The organism is Microbacterium sp. A8/3-1 (assembly GCF_040267695.1).
In the GTDB taxonomy this organism is placed as follows: Bacteria; Actinomycetota; Actinomycetes; order Actinomycetales; family Microbacteriaceae; genus Microbacterium; species Microbacterium luteolum.
This window is the reverse complement of record NZ_CP158357.1, coordinates 699,826-720,908: the sequence shown is the minus strand read 5'-3', so window position 1 is coordinate 720,908 and position 21,083 is coordinate 699,826. Positions and strand designations below refer to the sequence as shown.

Here is a 21,083-nt window from a genome sequence, read left to right as displayed (position 1 = left end):
CTGTGCGGGACGAGCTCCCGCGAGAGGGAACGATCAGGCGTCGACGGACGCCTTGCTGCGGGCCTCGCGGATGCGGGCGTCCCGCTCCTTGAGCTGCGGCTCGTTCTCGCGGAACAGCGAGTACAGCGGAGCGGCGACGAACAACGTCGAGTACGTGGCGACCAGGATGCCGACGAAGATCGACAGCGAGATGTCGGTGAGCGACTCGGCGCCGAGCCAGAAGGCGCCGATGAAGAGCACCGCGCCCACGGGCAGCGCCGCGACGACGGACGTGTTGATCGATCGGACGAGCGTCTGATTCACGGCGAGGTTGACGGACTCCCCGAACAGCCGTGCGGACTTCTCCCCGTCCTCCGTGGTGTTCTCGCGGATCTTGTCGAACACGACCGTGGTGTCGTACAGCGAGTACGCGAGGATCGTGAGGAAGCCGATCACGGCGGCGGGCGAGATCTCGAACCCGGCCAGCGCGTAGACGCCGACCGTGATCACGAGCACGTCCAGGAGGCCGATAATCGCGGCGGCCGACATCTTCCACGTGCGGAAGTAGATCGCGAGGATGAGGAACGTCAGCGCCAGGAAGATCGCAAGACCCCACAGCGACTGCTTGGTGACGTTCTCGCCCCAGGCCGGGCCGATGAACGACGACGTCACGTCAGCCGCGTCGACCTTGTAGACATCGGCGAGGGCCGCGGCGACCTGCTGCGTCTCGTCGGCGCTCATCTGGTCGGTCTGCACACGGACGTCGCGGTCGCTCACGATCACGACCTTGGTAGCCGCACCGGGGACGACCGACTGCACGGCGGCGGTCGCCTTCTCCTGGTCGCGGCTGTCCGGTGCCTGCACCGTGAACTGCGACCCGCCGGTGAACTCGATCGAGAACTGGATCGGACGGATCAGCGGCACGAGCGCCGAGCCGACGACGAGCACGATCGCGATGATGAACCACAGACGGCGCTTGCCGACGAAGGGGAAGGAGGTCTTCCCCGAGTACAGGTTGTTGCCGAACTCACTCATGGAAGGCATCAGGCGTCTCCCTCCCTGGTTCCCTTGGTAGAACTGTCGGCGTTGGCGGGTCTCTCCCCGGCAAGGGCTTCCGCACGTTTGCGTTCGGCGATCGTCTGGCGACGGTCGGCCTCACCGCGGGCGCGGGCATTCTTCGCCCCGCGTCCGGTGGTGGCGCTGGAGACCTCTCGGAACTGCGAGCGGCTGCGGTAGACGGCGCCGAGGGCCTCGGGGTCGAGGCCGGACAGCTTGTGTCCGCCTCCGAAGAACCGCGTGCGTGCGAGGAGCTGCATCACGGGATGCGTGAAGATCACGAAGATGAACACGTCGATCAGGGTCGTGAGACCGAGCGTGAACGCGAAGCCCTTCACCGTGGCATCCGCGAGGATGTAGAGCACCACGGCGGCGAGGATGTTGATCGACTTCGAGATGTAGATCGTGCGCTTGGCGCGGCCCCAGCCGTCTTCCACGGCGGAGGTGATCGACTTGCCGTCGCGGAGCTCGTCTCGTATTCGCTCGAAGTAGACGATGAACGAGTCGGCGGTGAAGCCGATCGACACGATCAGCCCCGCGACGCCGGCGAGCGACAGACGGAAGCCCAGTCGCCAGGCCAGGATGCAGATGATGATGTAGGTCAGGACGCCCATCACGGCGATCGAGGCGATGATCACCGACCCGAGAGCTCGGTAGACGATGAGCGAGTAGATGGCCACGAGCGCGAGACCGATGAGACCGGCGATCAGGCCGATCTGCAGCTGCTGCGTGCCGAGAGTGGCCGAGATGGTGTCGGAGCTCTGCACGGTGAAGCTGAGCGGCAGCGCACCGAACTTCAGCTGGTCCGCGAGGGTCGTCGCGCTCTCCTGCGTGAAGCTGCCCGAGATGCTCGGGCGGCCGTCGAGGATCACACCGTTCATCCGCGGTGCACTGAGGACGCTGCCGTCGAGCACGAAGGCGAACTGGTCCCGCGGCGACAGGCCGTCGATGCGGTTCTGGTTCAGACGCGTGCTGACGATGCCAAAGGCGTCTCCGCCTTCGCCGCTCATCGTCAGCTGGACGAGCCACGCTCCCGACTTGGGGTCCCGACCGGCCGAGGCGTCCGTGATGGCCGTGCCGTCGAGCTCGGCCGGGCCGAGGAGGAACTTCTGAGTGGCGTCGGGCGAGCAGGCGATGAGCGGCTCGTCCTTCGGGGCGCGGGCCGGGTCGTTGTCCGGGTTGGCGCAATCGTAGGCCTGGAACTCGGCGGCGAGCTTCTCGGTCACCCAGGACAGGTCGCTGGCGTCCGTGGGCTCGACCGTGGGCGTCGCGTTCAGCGAGGGATCGGGCGACGGGAAGGGCGTGGATTCGCCGTCCTCGCCGACGAACTCTGTGCTGGCCGCGTTGGTCGCCAGCACCGGCCGGAACTCCAGCTGAGCGCTCGACTGGATCCGCTCGCGGGTCTGCTCATCGGCGACACCGGGGATCTGGACGACGATGTTCTGTCCGCCCTCGGTGGTGATGTCGGCCTCGGCGACGCCGGACGCGTCGACGCGCTGACGGATGATGGCCGCGGCCTGGTCGAGCTGCTCGGACGAGGGCGCAGCCCCGTCCTCGGTCTCGGCGCTCAGGACGATCTGCGTCCCGCCCTGCAGGTCGAGGGCGAGTTCAGGCGTCCACGAGCTCACCGCCTCCCCGTTGCCGTCCTTGATGAGGTAGACGCCCAGCGAGTTGATGCCGAAGAGCACGCCCGTCACGAGGAGCAGGCCGAGGAGGACCCGCCAGGCGTGACGGACCGGAGAGGATGAAGCCACGTGTGTTCAGCTTTCTGAGATGCCGGAGATGCGAGAGGCAGCGCTGGCGGCGGTCTTACTTGTCGTCTGCGTCCCGCTCGAGACGCGCACGCGTCTCCTCGGTGGTCTCGATCGCCGGAGCGTCGGTCTCGTTCGCCACGACGTCGTCCTCGACGACCACGGGCTCCTCGACGACGACGTCCTTGGGCTCGACGATGCGGAGGATGGCCTGGCTGTGCACCTCGATGATGGTGCCGGGAGCGATCTCGACGAGCGCCGGGGAGTCGAGGTCCTCGGGGTCGTAGGCGACGATCGTGCCGTAGATGCCGCCCTGCAGCAGCACCTTGACGCCGGGGACGGTCTTGGTCGCCTTCTCCTCCTGCTCGGCCTTCATCGCCTTGGTGCGCTTGCGCGTGTTGAAGATCATGAAGACGAGAAGAACGGCCAGAAGACCGAAGAGGATGAATTCCATGGGCATGGGGGAAGCGCCTTTCTCAGGTGCACGCACCAGCCTTTGGGCGCACAGAGGTATCCGGGGGGAAGTCTTCAGCGATTATAGGTCATCAAGACGAAGCGCCCCGTCTGGGTGCGGGACACCCAGGTGCGCATACGCCTCCGGCATCGCGACTCTGCCCCGCGGTGTGCGACCGAGGAACCCGATGCGGACGAGGTACGGTTCGACGACGCTCTCGACGGTCTCGCCCTCTTCGCCGACCGCGACGGCGAGCGTGCTGAGTCCCACCGGTCCGCCGCGGAACCGCCGGACGAGCGCTTCCAGCACGGCGCGATCCAGCCGGTCGAGACCGATCGCATCGACGTCGTAGAGCTCGAGAGCGGCCCGGACGTCGTGGATGGTTGCCGACCCGTCGCCGTGCACCAGTGCGTAGTCGCGGACGCGTCGGAGCAGACGGTTCGCGATGCGCGGAGTACCGCGGGAGCGCCGGGCGATCTCCGCGAGCGAGTCCCGGGGGATCTCCACGCCCAGCACGATCGCCGACCGCTCGATGACCTGCTCGAGCTCTCGCTCGTCGTAGAACTCCAGGTGTCCGGTGAATCCGAAGCGATCGCGGAGCGGGTTCGGCAGCAGCCCGGACCTGGTCGTCGCGCCGACCAGGGTGAACGGGGCGAGCTCGAGCGGGATGCTGGTGGCGCCGGCGCCCTTGCCGACCATGATGTCGATGCGGTAGTCCTCCATCGCGAGGTACAGCATCTCCTCCGCGGAGCGGGCCATTCGGTGGATCTCGTCGATGAAGAGGACCTCACCGGGGACCAGGCTCGACAGGAGCGCGGCGAGATCGCCGGCATGCTGGATCGCCGGCCCGCTGGACAGGCGCAGTGGCCGGTCGCTCTCGTGCGCGACGATCATCGCGAGCGTGGTCTTGCCGAGTCCGGGCGGGCCGGCCAGGAGGATGTGATCGGCGGGGCGGCTCTGGATGCGGGCCGCCTCGAGAAGCAGCTGCAGTTGCCCGCGGACTTTCTGCTGACCGACGAACTCACTGAGGCTGGCCGGGCGCAGGGCGCCCTCGATCGCGAGCTCGGTGTCGTCGACGGGCTCGGTGGCATCGCGGGCGTCAGACACGCGCCTGTCCTCCCTGAGCCGGTCCGAGCAGGGCGAGCGTGCTCCGCAGGAGCGAGGCGACGGAACTGCGCTCGGCGTCGGTGGCGTCGGCCGCGGTCTGCGCCGCTGCCTCGGCGGCGACCTTCTCCGACCAGCCGAGACCCACGAGGGCCGCAGCGACCTGCGAGACGACGTCGCCGCCCGTCGCGGGGATCGGCCTCGACGACGACACCGCGCTGGGATGCACCTTGCCGGCGAGCTGGAGCACGATGAGCTTCGCGGTCTTCGGACCGATGCCCGAGACCCGGCGGAACGGCGCGTCGTCCTCGGAGGTCACGGCATCCGCGATCTGGTCGACGGTGAGGTGCGAGAGCACTCCGAGCGCCGACTTCGGCCCCACCCCGGTGACGCTGATCAGCAGCCCGAAGACCTCCAGCTCGCTGCGGTCGGCGAATCCGAACAGCGACAGAGCATCCTCGCGGACGATGAGGCTGGTGTGCAGCCGGAGCTGCTCCCCCACGGTCGCCGTGTGCGCGACATCGGCCGGGACGGCGACGGAGAACCCGACTCCACCCACCTCGATGACGACCTGGTCGGGCGTCGAGTGCAGGACGACGCCGTGCAGAGAGGAGATCATCCTGTCAGCCTACGGCGTGACTCGTAGCTATGTTCGAGCGACACGCTCTGCGGCAGCCCAGGCACGCTGCGCCGGCGTGAGCGCGCCCTGCGTGGCGACCGCACCGCCGCGGCGCCAGGCGTGGCACAGGGCGATCGCGAGAGCATCCGCCGCATCAGCGGGCTGCGGCGGCGCGTCCAGGCGGAGGATGCGGGCGATCATGGCCTGCACCTGGCGCTTGTCGGCGGAGCCGTACCCGGTGACAGCCGCCTTGACCTCGCTCGGCGTGTGTGTGGCGGCGGGAAGGCCGGATTCCGCGGCGATCAGCAGCGCGACGCCGCTCGCCTGCGCCGTGCCCATCACCGTATGGGTGTTCTGCTGCGCGAACACACGCTCGACGGCCACGGCATCCGGTCGGTACTCGGCGATCACCTCGCGGATGCCGGCTGCGACGATCGCGAGACGGTCGCCGATCTCGGCATCCGGCGAGGAGCGGATGACCCCCACGTGCACGAGAGTTCCGCGGCGCGATCGGTCGACGTCGACGACACCGACACCGCACCGGGTGAGGCCGGGATCGATGCCGAGCACGCGCACGGAGGAGGTCACTCCCCCAGGCTAAGCCGGGCGGCCGAGGACGGCCGTCAGGCTCGCCTCAGGCGTCGTCGTTCTCGAGCTCCGCCTGCACCTCGGTCGACAGGTCGAAGTTCGTGAAGACGTTCTGCACGTCCTCGCTGTCCTCGAGCGCGTCGATGAGACGGAAGACCTTGCGAGCGGTGTCGGCGTCGATCTCGACCTTGAGGTTCGGGACGAACTCCACGTCGGCGGACTCGTAATCGATCCCGGCCTCCTGCAGCGCACTGCGCACCGCGACCAGATCATGCGCCTCGGTGATGACCTCGAACCCCTCGGCGTGCGGTTCGATCTCCTCGGCACCCGCCTCGAGCGCCGCCATCATCACGTCGTCTTCGGTGGTGCCCTCAGAGCCGACGACGATGACGCCCTTGCGGCTGAAGTTGTAGGCCACGCTGCCCGGGTCGGCGAGGGTCCCGCCGTTGCGGGTGAGTGCCGTGCGCACCTCTGCGGCCGCGCGGTTCTTGTTGTCGGTCAGACACTCGATCATGAGGGCCACACCGTTGGGTCCGTATCCCTCGTACATGATCGAGAGGTACTCGACGGCCTCGCCGCCGATGCCCGCTCCGCGCTTCACCGCGCGGTCGATGTTGTCCTTGGGGACAGAGGTCTTCCTGGCCTTCTGCACCGCGTCGAACAGGGTCGGGTTGCCGGCCATGTCGGCGCCGCCGAGCTTCGCCGCGACCTCGATGTTCTTGATGAGCTTGGCCCACGACTTCGCCCGTCGGGAGTCGATGATGGCCTTCTTGTGCTTCGTGGTCGCCCACTTGGAATGCCCGGACATAAGTCTCCGCTCGTCGTATCCGCCCCGGAGCTCGCGCCCAGGGCATCGTCAATCCTAACGAACTGCGCGAGTGGCGCAGGATGGAGATATGCGCAGATCCCGACACATCACCCCGGTCCTCCGCTCTTCCGAGGTGCGCGACGACGAGCCGACGCCTGCCGACACCTTGCGATACCTGATCCATCTGCCCGACGACTACGACGCCGACCCGGACCGACGCTGGCCGCTCGTGCTGTTCCTCCATGGCGCGGGCGAGCGGGGTGCCGACCTCGAACTGGCTGCGCTGCACGGCCCGCCGAAGCTGGCGGATGCCGGTCACGAGTTCCCGTTCATCCTCGTCACGCCCCAGTGCGCCGCCTCGAGCCAGTGGGTCGCAGAGCTCTCGACGCTGTCAGGGCTGCTCGACGAGGTCGTCGCGGCGCACCGCGTGGATCCGGCACGCGTATCGGTGACCGGGCTCAGCATGGGCGGGTACGGAACCTGGAGCCTGGCGGTGCGGTATCCCGATCGATTCGCCGCTATCGCGCCGATCTGCGGCGGGCTGTGGATGCAGAGCGCTGCGCCGATCCGCACGGTGCCCGTCTGGGCCTTCCACGGCGACGCGGATGATGTCGTGCCGATCTCCGCCACGGAGCAGATCGTGACCGAGCTCCGTTCACTCGGCACCGACCCGCAGTTCACCCGATACGCGGGCGTCGGCCACGATTCCTGGACCGAGACCTACGAGAACCCCCGGTTCTACGACTGGTTGCTCTCCCAGCGACGCCTCCCCTGATATCCGTCTGGTGCGAGAGGGCTCGCGGGTGTAGTCCTGACCCATGGACCCGAGTGGCTTCGACGACAGAACGCATGCTCTCGATGCCGCCCACCGCCTCGCGACGGAGTTCCTGGAGACTCTCGATGACCGACCGGTGTGGCCGCGCGCGAGCCTGGACGAGATGCTGGATGCCTTCGGCGGGCAGCTGCCGGAGGACGGCACCAACCCTGCCGCAGTGATCGAGGAGATCGCCGAGCGTGCGGAGCCCGGGCTCGTCGCGATACCGGGCGGGCGCTTCTTCGGCTTCGTGATCGGCGCCACGCATCCGGCCGCCCTGGCCGCGGACTGGCTCGTCTCGGCGTGGGACCAGAACTCCGGCTCGTCCACCCTCACACCCGCGACCGTCGCCATGGAGCGCATCGCCGGGCAGTGGATGCTCGAGCTCTTCGGCCTCCCCGCGACGGCGAGCGTCGGCTTCGTCACAGGTGGGCAGCTCGCGAACTTCACGTGTCTGTCGACGGCCCGCGTCGCCGTGCTGGGGCGCGCGGGGTGGGATCTCGCCGAGCGCGGTCTGCGCGGTGCTCCCCCGATGCGATTCGTGGTCGGCGCAGACCGGCACGGCTCTATCGATCGGGCGGCCCGGTTCCTCGGCATCGGGCGATCCGAGCTGACGGTCGTGGAATCCGACGACCAGGGCAGGATGCGAGCGGATGCGCTCGAGCAAGCCCTCCTCGGCGGAGACGGCCCGACGATCGTCTGCCTGCAGGCCGGCGAGGTGCACACCGGGGCGTTCGACGACTTCGGCACGCTGATCCCGATCGCCAAGAGACACGGCGCCTGGGTGCACGTCGACGGAGCATTCGGACTGTGGGCCGCGGCATCCGACTCTCTGCGCCCGCTCACACTCGGAATGGAGCAGGCGGACTCCTGGGCGACGGATGCCCACAAGACGCTGAACGTGCCCTACGACTGCGGCATGGCGATCGTGCGCGACCCGGCCGATTCGATCGCGGCGTTCCGGACCGGCGGCGACTATCTGATCTACTCAGGTCTCGATCCCTGGGATGTCACGCCCGAACTCTCGCGTCGCGCCCGCGGCGTTCCGGTCTGGGCGGCGATGCGCAGCCTCGGCCGGTCGGGCATCGCCGCCCTGATCGACCGCCTGCATGAGAACGCCGTCGCGATGGCGACGGGGCTCGCATCCATCGACGAGATCGAGATCCTCAACGACGTCGACTACACGCAGGTCATGTTCCGGGCCGGGACGGATGCCGCGACCCGGGCATTGGGCGAGGCGATCCTCCGCGACGGGACGGCCGCCGTCACCGGCGCGGAGTGGCGCGGCAGGGCATCGCTCCGCTGCTCGATGTCATCGTGGGCGACGACTCCCGATGACATCGAGCGCACGATCGGGGCGTTCCGCCGACTGGTCGTGAGCTAGGCGGCTGCCGCGGAGACGGCGCGCACCCTGTCGAGGAACCGCCGATGGAAGCGCGTCTCCCCCGTGATCTCGGGGTGGAAGCTCAGCCCGAGCAGGCTGCCCTGCTCCACGGCGACGACGCGTCCGTCAGGCAGAGCCGCGAGAACATCGGCGGCGGGACCGACGGATTCGACGACGGGGCCGCGGATGAAGGCGGCCTTCACCGGTTCCGGTCCGAGCTCTGCGACGGTGAGCTCCGCTTCGAAGGACTCGACCTGCCGCCCGAACGCGTTGCGCCGCACCACGGCGTCGATGCCCCCGAACGATTCCTGACCCTCGATCGCATCCACGACCGTGTCGGCGAGCAGGATCAGCCCGGCGCAGGTGCCGAGCACGGGCATACCCGCGGCGATCGCCGCACGGACCGGCTCCTGCATCCCGAAGATCCGGGACAGCTTGTCGATCACGCTGGACTCGCCACCCGGGATGACGAGGCCGTCGACGGCTGCAAGCTCCTCCGGGCGCCGGACGAGCGTGACGTCGGCTCCGAGTTCTGCGAGCAGGGCGGCGTGCTCGCGCACGTCGCCCTGCAGCGCGAGGACGCCGACCTTCGGCTTACCAGCCACGCTCGGCGAGACGGTGCGGCGCCGGCAGGTCGGAGACGTTGATGCCGACCATCGCCTCACCGAGTCCGCGCGAGGCCTCCGCGACGACCTTCGCGTCGTCGTAGAACGTGGTCGCCTTGACGATCGCCTTCGCGCGCTCGACGGGGTTGCCCGACTTGAAGATGCCCGAGCCCACGAAAACGCCGTCAGCGCCGAGCTGCATCATCATCGCGGCATCCGCGGGGGTCGCGACACCGCCGGCCACGAACAGCACGACGGGGAGCTTGCCGGTCTCGGCGATCTCGGCTACGAGCTCGTAGGGCGCCTGCAGTTCCTTCGCGGCGACGAACAGCTCATCCTTCGGCAGCGCGGTGAGCGCGGCGATCTCGCCGCGGATCTTGCGGATGTGCTTCATCGCCTCGGAGACGTCGCCCGTGCCGGCCTCGCCCTTGGAGCGGATCATCGCGGCACCCTCGTTGATGCGGCGGAGAGCCTCACCGAGGTTGGTGGCGCCGCAGACGAAGGGGACCTTGAAGCCGAACTTGTCGATGTGGTTCACGTAGTCGGCCGGCGAGAGCACCTCCGACTCGTCGATGTAGTCGACGCCGAGCTCCTGCAGGATCTGCGCCTCGACGAAATGCCCGATGCGCGCCTTCGCCATGACCGGGATCGAGACCGTGTCGATGATGCTGTCGATCATGTCGGGGTCGCTCATCCGCGAGACGCCGCCCTGCGCGCGGATGTCGGCCGGCACGCGCTCGAGCGCCATGACGGCGACGGCGCCGGCGTCCTCGGCGATCTTGGCCTGCTCGGCGGTGACGACGTCCATGATGACGCCGCCCTTGAGCATCTCGGCGAGGCCGCGCTTGACGCGCGAGGATCCGGTGGTGGTCTGGTCGGTCATGAGGACTCCTGTCGGGTGCGCCACTGTCGTGAGCAACAAAGTCTGGATTGATCTAGGCCAAACATAGCACTGTCCGAAACGACCTAGAATCGAGAAGCCATGAGCGACGAGATCACAGGAACCACGGCGGCGGACATCGCCGACAGCGTGCGCGGACTCCGCGACCGCGGCATCCTGCGTCCGGGGAGCCCGCTGCCGCCGGTGCGAGAGCTCGCCGCGCGTCTCGGCGTGAATCGGAACACCGCGGTGGCCGCCTACCGGCAGCTCGCCCAGGCAGGGCTGGTGGTCTCGCGCGGACGCGCAGGAACGGTCGTGACGGGCCACGAATCCGTCCCGCAAGAGGGCTATGCCGCCGACACCGTGCTGCGCGACGTCGGCACCGGCAACCCCGATCCCCGCCTCATCCCCGACCCCTCCCCTGCGCTCATGAACATCGCGAGCCGGCCCGTGCTCTACGGCGAACCCGTGATCGACCGCGGCCTCGACGAGTGGGCGCGGACCTGGGTCGCCGCCGACCTCGACGCCGAGTTCCGCGTGACGATCACGAGCGGCGCCGTCGATGCGGTCGAGCGCCTGCTCGCGCAGGCACTCATGCGCGACGATGCCGTGGCGCTCGAGGATCCGTGCTTCCTCGCCAGCATCCACACCGTGAGACTCGGCGGATACCGCGCCATCGCGGTGCCCGTGGACGAGCAGGGCATGACCGTCGACGGCCTGCGTGCGGCTCTGGACGCGGGCGTCCGTGCGGTCATCTGCACACCGCGCGCGCAGAATCCGACCGGCGCGAGCCTCACCGCCGAGCGCGCGGCCGCGCTGCGTGCGGTGCTGGCCGATCACCCCTACGTCCTGATCATCGAGGACGACCACTTCTCGATGCTCTCGCAGCGGCCCTACGAGTCGCTCATCGGTCCGGATCACCGCCGATTCGCCCTCGTACGCTCGGTGTCGAAGTTCCTGGGCCCGGACATGTGCCTCGCGGTCGCCGCGACCGACGCCGAGACCGCGGACCGGTTGGCGATGCGCCTGAGCCCCGGCACCACGTGGGTCAGCCATCTGCTGCAGCGCCTCGCGCTGACTCAGCTCACGGATGAGGCGGTGACCGCCGAGGTCGCCGCCGCGGCCGCGCACTACGCCGAGCGCAACGCCGCCTTCTCCGCGCGACTGCGCGACCACGGCATCCCAGCACCGACCTCGGACGGGCTGAGCCTCTGGGTCGAACTGCCTCAGTCGGCCCGTATCGTGGCCGAGCGCCTGATGCGGCGCGGCTGGCTCGCACGTACCGGCGACGAGTTCGCCCTGGACGATCGCGCCGAGCCCTCCCACCACCTGCGCCTCACCGTGCACGACCTCGACGATCAGGACGCCGCGACGCTCGTCGCGGACCTCGTCGCCGCCGTGCGTTGACCACCCGCCGCGGACACCGGGCCGCCTTGAATGAAAGGATCGGAGAATGAAGATCCTCTCCATCCAGTCGGCCGTCGCCTACGGCCACGTCGGAAACTCCGCCGCCGTCTTCCCGCTGCAGCGCATCGGCGTGGAGGTGCTGCCGGTCTACACGGTGAACTTCTCCAACCACACCGGCTACGGCGCATGGAGAGGGCCGCTGATCGCGCCCGACGATGTGCGCGAGGTCATCACCGGCATCGAGGAGCGCGGCGTCTTCGGGCAGGTCGACGCGGTGCTCAGCGGCTATCAGGGCGGCGAGGGCATCGGCGACGTGATCATCGACGCCGTCGCACGCGTCAAGGCCGCGAACCCGAACGCCGTCTACGCGTGCGACCCGGTCATGGGCAACGCGAAGTCCGGCTGCTTCGTCGCCCCGGCGATCCCGGTGCTGCTGCGGGAGCGCGTGGTGCCGGTGGCCGACATCATCACCCCGAACCAGTTCGAGCTCGGCTTCCTCACCGGCACCGAGCCGGACACTCTCGAGTCGACCCTCGCCTCGGCCGACCTGGCGCGGGCGATGGGGCCGCGGACGGTGCTCGTCACGAGCGTCGAGCGGCCCGACCGCGAAGAGGGCACGATCGAGATGCTCGTCGTCGACGACGCCGGCGCGTGGATCGTGCAGACCCCGCATCTGCCGATGAAGGCGAACGGCTCCGGCGACGTCACGGCTGCGCTGTTCACTGCGCACTACGTCGAGACAGGCAGCGCCCAGACGGCGCTGGAGCGCACGGCATCCAGCGTCTACGACCTGCTCAAGGCGACGCTCGACTCCGGGGAGCGCGAACTGCGGCTCGTCGAGGCCCAGGAGTTCTACGCGAACCCCCGCATGCAGTTCAGCGCGCGCCAGGTGCGCTGAGGGTCAAACCCGACGTCGGGTCCCTGCGGACGTTGGGTCCCTGGGCTTGTCGAAGGGCAGACGCTTCGACAAGCTCAGCGACCCAGCATCCGGTGGTCGTTGAGCGAAGCGACGCGAAGAAACGCGTTCAGCGCGGCCAGGCGTTCGCCACGGCCTCGCGCACCTCGCCGAGAAGCTGCGGCAGCGCCTTGGTCTTGGCGATGATCGGGAAGAAGTTGGCGTCCGATGTCCACCGCGGCACGACGTGCTGGTGCAGGTGGCCGTCGACGCCGGCGCCCGCCACGGCACCCTGATTCATGCCGAGGTTGAATCCGTCGCAGCGCGACACCTCGCGCAGGACGCGCATCGCCGTCTGCGTGAGCGCACCGATCTCGGCGACCTCTTCGGGCGTCGCCTGGTCGTAGGTCGCGATGTGGCGATACGGGCAGACCAGCAGGTGACCGGAGTTGTACGGGAACAGGTTCAGCAGCACGTAGGCCGTCTCCCCGCGCGCGACGATCAGCCGGTCGGCGTCCGCATGCTTCGGCGCCTCGCAGAACGGGCACTCGTCGCGCAGCGGTTCCGGCCCCGCCTGGATGTATGCCATCCGGTGCGGGGTCCACAGCCGCTGGAACTCGTCGGGCACGCCGACGAGGCGCCCGGCATCCTCCAGCTCAGCCATGGCTGAGTCCCTGAGCATGCCTGCGGGTCACGCCAGTTCCCCTGCCGTCTGCACCAGGGCGTGCGAGTCGATCGCCGCGCGGATGCGGGCGACGGCATCCGCGATCGGCACGCCGTTCTCCTGCGTGCCGTCGCGGTAGCGGAACGAGACAGTGCCGGCAGCACGGTCCTGCTCCCCCGCGATCAGCAGCAGCGGCACCTTGCCGGTGGTGTGGTTGCGGATCTTCTTCTGCATCCGGTCGTCCGAGGTGTCGAGTTCGGCGCGCACGCCGGAGTCCCGCAGCGTCGTGATGACCTCACCGAGGTAGTCGGCGTACTCTTCGGCGACCGGAATGCCCACGACCTGCACGGGCGACAGCCACACCGGGAAGTCGCCCGCGTAGTGCTCGAGCAGGATCGCGAAGAATCGCTCGATCGAGCCGAAGAGCGCGCGGTGGATCATGATCGGACGCTTCTTCTGCCCGTCCTTGTCCATGAACTCCAGGTCGAAGCGCTCCGGCAGGTTCGGGTCGACCTGGACGGTCGAGAGCTGCCAGGTGCGGCCGATCGCGTCACGGGTCTTCAGGTCGATCTTGGGCCCGTAGAAGGCCGCCTCGCCGGGAACCTCGGTGAGCTTGAGACCGGATGCCACGGCGACGCGGCGCAGCGCATCGGTCGACGACTCCCAGAACTCCTCCGAGCCGATCCACTTCGACTTCTCGTCGTCCTTCATCGAGAGCTCGAGCTCGAAGTCGGTCAGGCCGAAGTCGCGCAGCATCGAGAGGATGAAGTCGAGGACCTTCGAGACCTCGTCCTCGAGCTGGTCGGGCGTGACGAACAGGTGCGAGTCGTCCTGAGTGAAGCCGCGCACACGCGTGAGGCCGTGCAGGGCGCCGGAGAGCTCGTTGCGGTAGACCGTGCCGTTCTCGGCGAACCGCAGCGGCAGATCCCGGTAGCTGCGCGCGCGCTCCTTGTAGATGAGGATGTGCATCGGGCAGTTCATGGGCTTCAGGTAGTAGTCCTGGCCCTGCTTGGTGATGTTGCCCTCGTCGTCGCGCTCCTCGTCCATCACGATCGGCGGGAACATGCCCTCCTTGTATGTGACGAGGTGGTTCGAGGTGAGGAAGAGGTCTTCCTTCGAGATGTGCGGGGTGTACACGTAGGTGTAGCCGCCCTCGATGTGGCGCTTGCGGGCGTGCTGCTCCATCTCGCCGCGGATCATGCCGCCGCGAGGGTGCCAGACCGAGAGGCCGGAGCCGATCTCCTCCGGGAACGAGAACAGGTCGAGCTCCTTGCCGAGGCGGCGGTGGTCGCGCTTGGCGGCCTCCTCGAGGCGGTGCTGGTAGGCGCGCAGCTCGTCCTTCGTCGGCCATGCCGTGCCGTAGATGCGCTGCAGCTGCGGGTTCTTCTCGCTGCCGCGCCAGTAGGCGGCGGCGATGCGGGTGAGGTCCCAGCCGTTGCCGATCATGCGGGTGTTAGGCAGGTGCGGTCCGCGGCAGAGGTCCTTCCAGACGACCTCGCCGTCGCGCGTGGTGTTGTCGTAGATCGTGAGTTCGCCCTCGCCGACCTCGACGGAGGCACCCTCGGCGACCTCCTTGCCCGGGCCCTTGAGTCCGATGAGCTCCAGCTTGAACGGCTCATCGGCGAGCTCGGCGCGTGCCTCGTCATCCGTCACGACGCGGCGGACGAAGCGCTGTCCTTCGCGGATGATGCGCTGCATCTCCTTCGTGATGGCCTTGATGTCCTCGGGGGTGAACGGGGTCTCCACACCGAAGTCGTAGTAGAAGCCGTCGGTGATGGGCGGACCGATGCCCAGGTTCGCCTGCGGGTTGATGCGCTGCACGGCCTGCGCGAGGACGTGAGCGGCCGAGTGGCGGAGGATGTTCAGACCGTCGGCGCTGTCGATCGTCACCGGTTCGACCTCGTCGGCATCCGTCACGGTCGTGGCGAGATCCTTGAGGTCGCCGTTGACGCGCATGGCGACGACGTTTCGGTCGGTGAACAGGGCGAAGCCATCGTGCGGCCGGGCGTTTTCAGGCACAGAAACTCTCCATCTGGGTCACTACCCAGGTTACCGCTCCGCCCAGGCGCTCCGGACCGCTACGCGACGGCCTCGGATGCCGTGTTCGAGGCCGTCGGCGCGAGGATCACGATCGCGGCACCGACGAGGGCGACCGACGAACCGACCCAGTCCCACACAGTCGGCTTGAAGCCGTCGACGATGATTCCCCAGGCGAGCGAGCCAGCGATGAAGATCCCGCCGTACGAGGCGAGCACCCGACCGAAGTTCGCGTCCGGCTGCAGGGCCGCGATGAATCCGTAGGCACCGAGCGCCATCACGCCGAGGGCCGCGAAGATCCAGCCGCGATCCTCTTTCATTGCCTGCCAGATCAGCCACGCGCCGCCGATCTCGGCGAGAGCCGCGAGGACGAACAGAACCACGATGCGGAAGACGGTCATCCCGCCAGTGTGTCAGGGACGACGAGCCCGGTCTCGTAGGCGAGGATCACCAGCTGCGCGCGATCGGATGCACCGAGCTTCGACATGATCCGGTTCACGTGGGTCTTCGCGGTGTGCGGAGAGATGACCAGCTGCTCGGCGATCTGCTGATTGGTCGCGCCGCCGGCGACTCGGAGCAGCACCTCGCGTTCGCGGACGGTGAGCTGTCGCAACGCGGGCGAGTCCCAGACGTCTGCAGCGGGACGCCGCGGCATCACGGTGCGGGCGATCAGCGCGCGGGTCGCTGCGGGCGACAGCAGCGCCTCGCCGCGATGGATCGTGCGAACCGCCTCGACGATCTCCTCCGGTTCCGCACCCTTTCCGATGAACCCGCTGGCCCCGGCCCGCAACGCCGCAACGACGTACTCGTCCTCTTCGAACGTCGTGAGGATGAGCACCCGTGTGCCGCTCCCCTGGTCCGCGCAGATCTCCGCGGTTGCCGCGATGCCGTCGAGTTCCGGCATCCGGATGTCCATCAGGGCGACGTCGGGCAGGGTCTCCCGCGCGGCGACGACTGCTGAGCGCCCGTTCGCCGCCTCTCCGACCACCTGCAGCCCTCCGTCCGCGAGGATGTCGCGGACCGCCTGGCGGATCAGTGGTTGATCGTCGACGATGAGGACGCGCGTCATGCGTCATCTCCCGCTGTCGGGATCGCGACGTGAAGCCGGAACTCGTCCTGGTCGCGCAAGACGACGACACGCCCTCGCACGGCGGCCACGCGCTCCCGCAACCCACGCAGTCCGTGGCCGCTCGGCGTGGCATCCGGGCTCTCCTCGCCGACGGCGTTGGTCACGACGATGTCGACCACGCCGTCACCGCCGCGGATCGCGAGCGCCGCCCGATCGCCCTCTCCGTGCTTGTGGGCATTCGTGAGCCCTTCTCGAATCGCCAGGTAGGCCACATGATCGCTCGATCCCGCGAGCGCTCCGAGCTCCGCATCCCGGCGCAGGTCGACGCGCAACCCTGCCGCCTCGACCTGCGCCACAAGGTCGTCCACTCCGTCCAGTCCCACGGGCGGATGCCGGTCGCACGGTGCGTCCGTGTCGCCGTCGCGCAGCACCGACATCAGCCCACCGATATCGGTCAGCACGGTTCGAGCGGCCGCACGGATCGCGGTGAGCGCTTCTCGTGCCCGTTCCGGCCGCGCCTCGATCGCCGATGAGGCGACGCCCGCGTTCAGGCTGATGACCGCGATCTGGTGGGCGACGATGTCGTGGAGATCGCGAGCGATGCGTACGCGCTCCTCCGCCACGCGTCGCCGCGCCTCCTCTTCTCGACCGCGTTCGGCTCGCTCGGCGCGCTCTCTCATCGCCGCGGCGTACTCCCGCCGGGATCGGGTCGCGTCTCCGACGGCACCGGCGAGGACGATGAAGAGCAGGAACTGCAGGGCACGCGAGTCGAAGACCTCGCCGTCGAGCGTCATCGCGTTCGTGAAGAAGACCAGGATCGAGGCCGCGCCCACCAGCAGCAGCCCGACCGGCCGTGCCACCCGGTCGGTGACGGCGAAGGCCGCCACCGCGATGGCGATCATGACCCCGGGCGAGAGCACCCCGAACAGCGCGGTGACAGTGCTGCATCCCAGGCTGACGGCGAGGACCACGACCGGCAGGCGACGACGGAAGGGCATCAGCGCGGCCGGCAGCAAGGCCGGGACGAGCAGCAGCCCACGAGCCTGGAACACCGCATCGGGGTACGGAAGAAAAGCGAGCAGGATGACGATGGCCACCGCGAGGACGTCGGTCAGCAATGTCGCCGGACGGGGAAAACGGAAGGACGACACCCCTCCAGTATTCCGGGCTGACGCACGGGGCGAGTCCCTCCCGGGGATGAGACTCGCCTACCGCGAACGCGGTACGGAAGTGTCTGCGACGGGCGGATGCTTGCGCGCGCCTCCGAGATCAGGCTGGGAAGGTGCATGCATCGCGTGCTCGGAAAGGACAGCAATGAAGAAGGCAGTCAGACGCACACTGCTCACCCTCACCGGCATCGCGACGGTGATCGTCGTCGGCCTCGCCACGACGACGGTCGTGAACGTCGTCGCGACCGAATCGGAGAAGGACGCGATCGCAACCTACGGGCAGGCGGTCTCGGTGGACGGGCGTGACATGAACGTCCTGGTCACGGGCGAGGGGCCCGAGACGATCGTGATGCTCCCCGGGTTCGGCACCGCGTCGCCGGTGATCGACTTCAGCCCCCTCATCCCCGATCTCGCGGACGATCATCGCGTTGTCGTGGTCGAGCCGTTCGGCTACGGCCTGAGCGACGGCACCGAGAAGGCACGCACGACGGAGAACATCGTGAGCGAGGTCCACGATGCCCTGCAGTCGCTCGGTGTCGAAGAGTACACACTCATGGGGCATTCGATCGCCGGGATCTACGCGATCGAGTTCGCCGAACGCTACCCCGACGAGGTGAGGGCATTCGTGGGCATCGACAGCAGCCTCCCCGGGCAGCCGAGCGCAGACGTCGAGTTGCCGATCGGACTCCTCGTCACGGCCAGGAATCTCGGTCTGATGCGGATCATCGCCGGCGCGGCCGATGGCGGGTACATCCCGCCGACCTATTCAGCGGAGGATCGTGAGCAGATGCACATGTTCACGAATCGGAACACCTTGGCGCCGACCTATGTCGACGCGATGTCGCGTCTCGGAGAGACGTTCCGCGAAGCCGAGGGCAAGGAGTTCCCGGATGACCTCCCGCTGCTCCTGTTCGTCCAGAAGCAGAACAAGACCGTCCCCGAGTGGCTCGACCTGCACGAGCGACAGGCGGCGAGCGTGACGGACGGAACCGTCATCCCGCTGGCTGGAGACCATTACCTCCACCACACGCACGCGAAGGACATCGTCGACGGCTTCCTCGCGTGGGAGGCAGCGCGTCAGCCGTCGGACTGATCCGCCGGCTTCGCTCAGCCTCGGCTGACGTCGCCGGAACCCGACACGTCCTCCGTGACGCGGGCATCGCCGCTGTAGGAGATGTCGCCGCTGCCGTCGATGACGGCGTCGAGCGTCCCCTCCGCGGTCACATCGGCGCTGCCCGCGCCGCGAATGGTGACGAACGCCTGGGTGCTGCGCAGACCGGACGCCTCATAGCCGCCGTCGCCGTTGATGTCGACCCGTTGAGTTCCGGCGGTTCCCACGATCGAGACTCCGCCCGACCCATCGATCCGCACGACGAGCTCTGCGACCACGGCGTCGCGGACATCGATGCCACCAGAACCGTCGGTCGTGAGGATGGCGGTCCCGGCGTCGATGCCGGTGGCGTCGACATCGCCCGAACCGCGGACGGTGATGGTCGGCTCGTTCGCCCCAGAGAGGTCGATCGAGGCATCGCCCGATCCGAGGACGGTGAGCGACTCGAGAGAGCTCACCGTGAGCGCGTAGCGGATCTTCCCGTTGCCCAGCATCGGCTCTCCGTCTGTGCCGAGGCGCAGGACGCCGTCCTCCACATCGGCCGTGAGGCTGTCGATGACCCGCTCGCCGGCGGTCACGGTCAGTGACGGCGTCGCGCCGAGCGTGACCGTCAGGTCGCCGGAGCTGTCGAGTTCCACGACGCTGACATCCGAGATCTCCCGCTCTTGGGTGACTGCGGGTCCGGAGTCGAGCGCCGCGCACCCCGAGAGTGCCGTCGCAGCGGCGACGACGACGAGAGCGGTGGTGGCGAGAGCGAGGAATGGAGTGCGCATGACGTCAGCGTAAGGATGCGGCGCACCACGCCGACAGCTACCGGGGTGCCAACATCGTCTGCCCCCGGGGTATGACGCTCCTGGCGGCGAAGGACCGCCCCATCACGTACCGTGAGGGAATGAGAGCAGTCGCCCGATGGATCCTCGCGATCGCGCTCGGCGCGATCGGCGTCATGCACTTCACGTCGACCCGCGGGTTCCGCGTCGTCGTCCCGGACTGGGCGGTGGAGCTGACGAAGCTCGACAAGAACGAGATCGTCCTCGCCTCCGGTGCCGCCGAGATCGCTCTGTCCGCCGGCCTGATCGCGCTCCCCCGCGAACGGCGCCGGATCGGCTGGGCGACGGCGGCCTTCTTCGTCGCCGTCCTCCCCGGCAACATCCATCAGTGGCAGACGCGCCGCTCAACGCCGGGGCTCGATACGGATGCTCGACGGCTCGGGCGGCTCTTCCTGCAGCCGCTGCTCGTGCTCTGGGCGCTCTGGGCGACGAACGACGTACCGGCTCGCCGTCGCTGAAAGCCACAGAGGCGGGCACGTATTGTCGCCAGGGTCGGCGACAATGGGGCCATGTCCTCTCCCTCGATCGTCTGGTTCCGCGACGACCTTCGACTGGCCGACAATCCTGCCCTGCGCGCCGCGCTCGATCTCGGTGAGCCGATCATCGCGCTGTTCGTCCTGGATGAGGAGTCCGACGGCATCCGCGCCCTCGGCGGCGCCTCGCGCTGGTGGCTGCATCATTCGCTCGCCTCGCTCGCGGAACGTCTGCGGGAGCGCGGAGCGGAGCTGATCCTTCGGCGGGGCGCGGCCGGTCGCATCGTGCGTGACCTGGTCGCGGATTCCGGGGCCGGTGCCGTGTTCTGGAACCGCAGATACGGAGGTCCCGAACGAGACGTCGATGCCGGCGTCAAGTCGGCCCTGCGCGAAGAGGGCGTGACGGTCGCCTCGTTCGCCGCGTCGCTGCTTCATGAGCCCTGGACCGTCACGACGGGCAGCGGCACGCACTACTCGGTGTTCACGCCGTTCTGGCGGGCCTGCCTCGCGCTCCCCGCGCCTCGTGCTCCGCTCCCGGAACCGCGGGAGATTCCCGGCGCGACGCCGGTCCCGGCATCCGACGCGCTCGACGACTGGGAGCTCCTGCCCACGGCGCCGGACTGGGCGGCGGGTCTTCGCGAGACGTGGGAACCGGGCGAACCGGCCGCACGGCGGCGGCTGAGGGATTTCCTCGACACCGATCTCCCCGGGTACGACAGCGCTCGTGACGAGCCGTCTGCGGGTGCGACCTCGCTGCTCTCGCCGAGACTCCGCTGGGGCGAGCTGAGCCCCTTCACGGTGTGGCATGAGGCGGTCGGTGTTGACGGAGCGGGTCGCTTCCTCTCGGAGCTCGGCTGGCGGGAGTTCGCCTGGCACACGCTGTACCGCTCCCCGGATCTCGCGACGAAGAACCTGCGGCGGGAGTTCGACGCGTTCCCCTGGCCGCCGCTCGATCCGTCGCAGCTCGACGCCTGGCAGCACGGCGAGACGGGGATTCCGCTGGTGGATGCCGGGATGCGCGAGCTCTGGCACACGGGCTACATGCACAACCGGGTCCGGATGGTGACGGCGTCGTTCCTCATCAAGAACCTCCTCATCGACTGGCGGCTCGGCGAGGAATGGTTCTGGGACACGCTCGTCGACGCCGACGACGCGAGCAACCCGTTCAACTGGCAGTGGGTGGCAGGGTCCGGAGCGGATGCTGCGCCGTACTTCCGCGTTTTCAACCCCGAGCTGCAGGCGAAGAAGTTCGACCCCCAGGGCATCTACATCTCGCAGTGGGCATCGGATGCCCCGACCGAGCCGATCGTCGACCTCGGCGAGACCCGCAAGGCGGCTCTCGCCGCCTATGACGAGGTCAAGCGCGGGTCGCGGAGCGAGAGGTGA

22 protein-coding genes are annotated in these 21,083 nt (G+C 68.6%); 7 read left to right on the top strand and 15 right to left on the bottom strand.

What is annotated here, in order from left to right; translation table 11 throughout:
* Positions 1-33 precede the first annotated feature (33 nt).
* The 7 genes from secF to ABS642_RS03580 form a co-directional block, all read right to left on the bottom strand.
* Positions 34-1,023: a protein translocase subunit SecF gene (gene secF, locus ABS642_RS03610; RefSeq protein ID WP_282217090.1), complete on the bottom strand. Its 990-nt coding sequence runs from the start codon at positions 1,021-1,023 to the stop codon at positions 34-36.
* Positions 1,023-2,789 (bottom strand): protein translocase subunit SecD, encoded by a 1,767-nt coding sequence (gene secD / locus ABS642_RS03605; RefSeq protein ID WP_350352281.1) that lies wholly within the window; start codon positions 2,787-2,789, stop codon positions 1,023-1,025. Before secD ends, secF begins: the two co-directional genes overlap by 1 nt.
* A gap of 55 nt (positions 2,790-2,844) precedes the next feature.
* Positions 2,845-3,246 (bottom strand): preprotein translocase subunit YajC, encoded by a 402-nt coding sequence (locus tag ABS642_RS03600; protein WP_350352280.1) that lies wholly within the window; start codon positions 3,244-3,246, stop codon positions 2,845-2,847.
* A 75-nt stretch (positions 3,247-3,321) separates the two neighbouring features.
* Entirely contained in the window at positions 3,322-4,347 is a 1,026-nt protein-coding gene (gene ruvB / locus ABS642_RS03595) for a Holliday junction branch migration DNA helicase RuvB (protein ID WP_282217088.1), read from the bottom strand.
* Entirely contained in the window at positions 4,340-4,963 is a 624-nt protein-coding gene (ruvA, locus tag ABS642_RS03590) for a Holliday junction branch migration protein RuvA (protein ID WP_350352279.1), read from the bottom strand. Before ruvA ends, ruvB begins: the two co-directional genes overlap by 8 nt.
* Positions 4,964-4,990: 27 nt before the next feature.
* Positions 4,991-5,551 carry a crossover junction endodeoxyribonuclease RuvC gene (gene ruvC, locus ABS642_RS03585; protein WP_350352278.1) on the bottom strand — a complete coding sequence of 187 codons (561 nt, stop codon included), beginning with the start codon at positions 5,549-5,551 and terminating at the stop codon, positions 4,991-4,993.
* Between the two features lie 46 nt (positions 5,552-5,597).
* Positions 5,598-6,359 carry a YebC/PmpR family DNA-binding transcriptional regulator gene (locus ABS642_RS03580; RefSeq protein ID WP_282217085.1) on the bottom strand — a complete coding sequence of 254 codons (762 nt, stop codon included), beginning with the start codon at positions 6,357-6,359 and terminating at the stop codon, positions 5,598-5,600.
* Positions 6,360-6,447: 88 nt separating this feature from the next.
* Between ABS642_RS03580 and ABS642_RS03575 the strand changes: the two genes are divergently transcribed.
* Both ABS642_RS03575 and ABS642_RS03570 read left to right on the top strand, forming a co-directional pair.
* Positions 6,448-7,134, top strand: coding sequence for a PHB depolymerase family esterase (locus ABS642_RS03575; protein WP_350352277.1), 687 nt, complete (start codon positions 6,448-6,450; stop codon positions 7,132-7,134).
* 43 nt (positions 7,135-7,177) lie between these two features.
* The gene (locus tag ABS642_RS03570; RefSeq protein ID WP_350352276.1) at positions 7,178-8,557 is read left to right on the top strand and encodes an aminotransferase class V-fold PLP-dependent enzyme; all 1,380 of its coding nucleotides are present in this window, start codon (positions 7,178-7,180) and stop codon (positions 8,555-8,557) included.
* Here ABS642_RS03570 and pdxT read toward each other — a convergent pair.
* The gene (gene pdxT / locus ABS642_RS03565; RefSeq protein WP_350352275.1) at positions 8,554-9,162 is read right to left on the bottom strand and encodes a pyridoxal 5'-phosphate synthase glutaminase subunit PdxT; all 609 of its coding nucleotides are present in this window, start codon (positions 9,160-9,162) and stop codon (positions 8,554-8,556) included. The two genes, ABS642_RS03570 and pdxT, sit on opposite strands and share 4 nt — an antisense overlap.
* A complete protein-coding gene (gene pdxS / locus ABS642_RS03560; RefSeq protein ID WP_350352274.1) occupies positions 9,152-10,045 on the bottom strand; it encodes a pyridoxal 5'-phosphate synthase lyase subunit PdxS in 894 nt (297 codons plus the stop codon). The genes pdxT and pdxS overlap by 11 nt, the downstream gene beginning before the upstream one ends.
* A gap of 99 nt (positions 10,046-10,144) precedes the next feature.
* Here pdxS and ABS642_RS03555 point away from each other — a divergent pair, with 99 nt between their 5' ends.
* Positions 10,145-11,449 carry an aminotransferase class I/II-fold pyridoxal phosphate-dependent enzyme gene (locus tag ABS642_RS03555; RefSeq protein ID WP_282217080.1) on the top strand — a complete coding sequence of 435 codons (1,305 nt, stop codon included), beginning with the start codon at positions 10,145-10,147 and terminating at the stop codon, positions 11,447-11,449.
* A 46-nt stretch (positions 11,450-11,495) separates the two neighbouring features.
* Positions 11,496-12,347, top strand: coding sequence for a pyridoxal kinase PdxY (gene pdxY / locus ABS642_RS03550; protein ID WP_350352273.1), 852 nt, complete (start codon positions 11,496-11,498; stop codon positions 12,345-12,347).
* 127 nt (positions 12,348-12,474) lie between these two features.
* Here pdxY and ABS642_RS03545 read toward each other — a convergent pair whose 3' ends face one another.
* The 5 genes from ABS642_RS03545 to ABS642_RS03525 all read right to left on the bottom strand — a co-directional run bounded on the left by ABS642_RS03545 (position 12,475) and on the right by ABS642_RS03525 (position 17,265).
* On the bottom strand, positions 12,475-13,008 hold the full coding sequence (locus ABS642_RS03545) for an HIT domain-containing protein (protein ID WP_350352272.1): 534 nt from the start codon (positions 13,006-13,008) through the stop codon (positions 12,475-12,477).
* A 27-nt stretch (positions 13,009-13,035) separates the two neighbouring features.
* A complete protein-coding gene (gene thrS / locus ABS642_RS03540; RefSeq protein WP_350353391.1) occupies positions 13,036-14,964 on the bottom strand; it encodes a threonine--tRNA ligase in 1,929 nt (642 codons plus the stop codon).
* 122 nt (positions 14,965-15,086) lie between these two features.
* Entirely contained in the window at positions 15,087-15,446 is a 360-nt protein-coding gene (locus ABS642_RS03535) for a YnfA family protein (RefSeq protein ID WP_350352271.1), read from the bottom strand.
* Positions 15,443-16,114 (bottom strand): response regulator transcription factor, encoded by a 672-nt coding sequence (locus ABS642_RS03530; RefSeq protein ID WP_350352270.1) that lies wholly within the window; start codon positions 16,112-16,114, stop codon positions 15,443-15,445. Before ABS642_RS03530 ends, ABS642_RS03535 begins: the two co-directional genes overlap by 4 nt.
* Positions 16,111-17,265, bottom strand: coding sequence for a histidine kinase (locus ABS642_RS03525; protein WP_350352269.1), 1,155 nt, complete (start codon positions 17,263-17,265; stop codon positions 16,111-16,113). The genes ABS642_RS03530 and ABS642_RS03525 overlap by 4 nt, the downstream gene beginning before the upstream one ends.
* 163 nt (positions 17,266-17,428) lie before the next feature.
* On the opposite strand from ABS642_RS03525, the gene ABS642_RS03520 reads away from it, so the two are divergent.
* Positions 17,429-18,376, top strand: coding sequence for an alpha/beta hydrolase (locus tag ABS642_RS03520; RefSeq protein ID WP_350352268.1), 948 nt, complete (start codon positions 17,429-17,431; stop codon positions 18,374-18,376).
* A gap of 14 nt (positions 18,377-18,390) precedes the next feature.
* Here ABS642_RS03520 and ABS642_RS03515 read toward each other — a convergent pair whose 3' ends face one another.
* Positions 18,391-19,167, bottom strand: a complete 777-nt coding sequence (locus ABS642_RS03515) for a DUF2807 domain-containing protein (protein ID WP_350352267.1) — start codon at positions 19,165-19,167, stop codon at positions 18,391-18,393.
* 119 nt (positions 19,168-19,286) lie between these two features.
* On the opposite strand from ABS642_RS03515, the gene ABS642_RS03510 reads away from it, so the two are divergent.
* Together ABS642_RS03510 and ABS642_RS03505 are read left to right on the top strand one after the other, a co-directional pair.
* On the top strand, positions 19,287-19,682 hold the full coding sequence (locus ABS642_RS03510; protein WP_350352266.1) for a hypothetical protein: 396 nt from the start codon (positions 19,287-19,289) through the stop codon (positions 19,680-19,682).
* Positions 19,683-19,733: 51 nt separating this feature from the next.
* Positions 19,734-21,083 carry a deoxyribodipyrimidine photo-lyase gene (locus tag ABS642_RS03505; RefSeq protein ID WP_350352265.1) on the top strand — a complete coding sequence of 450 codons (1,350 nt, stop codon included), beginning with the start codon at positions 19,734-19,736 and terminating at the stop codon, positions 21,081-21,083.

What these genes read in the sequence shown, in the direction of transcription:
- ABS642_RS03570 (WP_350352276.1), top strand. Translation starts at nt 7,178, where the DNA reads ATGGACCCGAGTGGCTTCGACGACAGAACGCATGCTCTCGATGCCGCC.
- ABS642_RS03510 (WP_350352266.1), top strand. Translation starts at nt 19,287, where the DNA reads ATGAGAGCAGTCGCCCGATGGATCCTCGCGATCGCGCTCGGCGCGATC.
- ABS642_RS03575 (WP_350352277.1), top strand. Translation starts at nt 6,448, where the DNA reads ATGCGCAGATCCCGACACATCACCCCGGTCCTCCGCTCTTCCGAGGTG.
- ABS642_RS03505 (WP_350352265.1), top strand. Translation starts at nt 19,734, where the DNA reads ATGTCCTCTCCCTCGATCGTCTGGTTCCGCGACGACCTTCGACTGGCC.
- secF (WP_282217090.1), bottom strand. Translation starts at nt 1,023, where the DNA reads ATGCCTTCCATGAGTGAGTTCGGCAACAACCTGTACTCGGGGAAGACC.
- ABS642_RS03530 (WP_350352270.1), bottom strand. Translation starts at nt 16,114, where the DNA reads ATGACGCGCGTCCTCATCGTCGACGATCAACCACTGATCCGCCAGGCG.
- pdxS (WP_350352274.1), bottom strand. Translation starts at nt 10,045, where the DNA reads ATGACCGACCAGACCACCACCGGATCCTCGCGCGTCAAGCGCGGCCTC.
- thrS (WP_350353391.1), bottom strand. Translation starts at nt 14,964, where the DNA reads ATGCGCGTCAACGGCGACCTCAAGGATCTCGCCACGACCGTGACGGAT.
- ABS642_RS03535 (WP_350352271.1), bottom strand. Translation starts at nt 15,446, where the DNA reads ATGACCGTCTTCCGCATCGTGGTTCTGTTCGTCCTCGCGGCTCTCGCC.
- pdxY (WP_350352273.1), top strand. Translation starts at nt 11,496, where the DNA reads ATGAAGATCCTCTCCATCCAGTCGGCCGTCGCCTACGGCCACGTCGGA.
- ABS642_RS03545 (WP_350352272.1), bottom strand. Translation starts at nt 13,008, where the DNA reads ATGGCTGAGCTGGAGGATGCCGGGCGCCTCGTCGGCGTGCCCGACGAG.
- ABS642_RS03555 (WP_282217080.1), top strand. Translation starts at nt 10,145, where the DNA reads ATGAGCGACGAGATCACAGGAACCACGGCGGCGGACATCGCCGACAGC.
- ABS642_RS03580 (WP_282217085.1), bottom strand. Translation starts at nt 6,359, where the DNA reads ATGTCCGGGCATTCCAAGTGGGCGACCACGAAGCACAAGAAGGCCATC.
- ABS642_RS03520 (WP_350352268.1), top strand. Translation starts at nt 17,429, where the DNA reads ATGAAGAAGGCAGTCAGACGCACACTGCTCACCCTCACCGGCATCGCG.
- ABS642_RS03600 (WP_350352280.1), bottom strand. Translation starts at nt 3,246, where the DNA reads ATGCCCATGGAATTCATCCTCTTCGGTCTTCTGGCCGTTCTTCTCGTC.
- ABS642_RS03515 (WP_350352267.1), bottom strand. Translation starts at nt 19,167, where the DNA reads ATGCGCACTCCATTCCTCGCTCTCGCCACCACCGCTCTCGTCGTCGTC.
- ruvA (WP_350352279.1), bottom strand. Translation starts at nt 4,963, where the DNA reads ATGATCTCCTCTCTGCACGGCGTCGTCCTGCACTCGACGCCCGACCAG.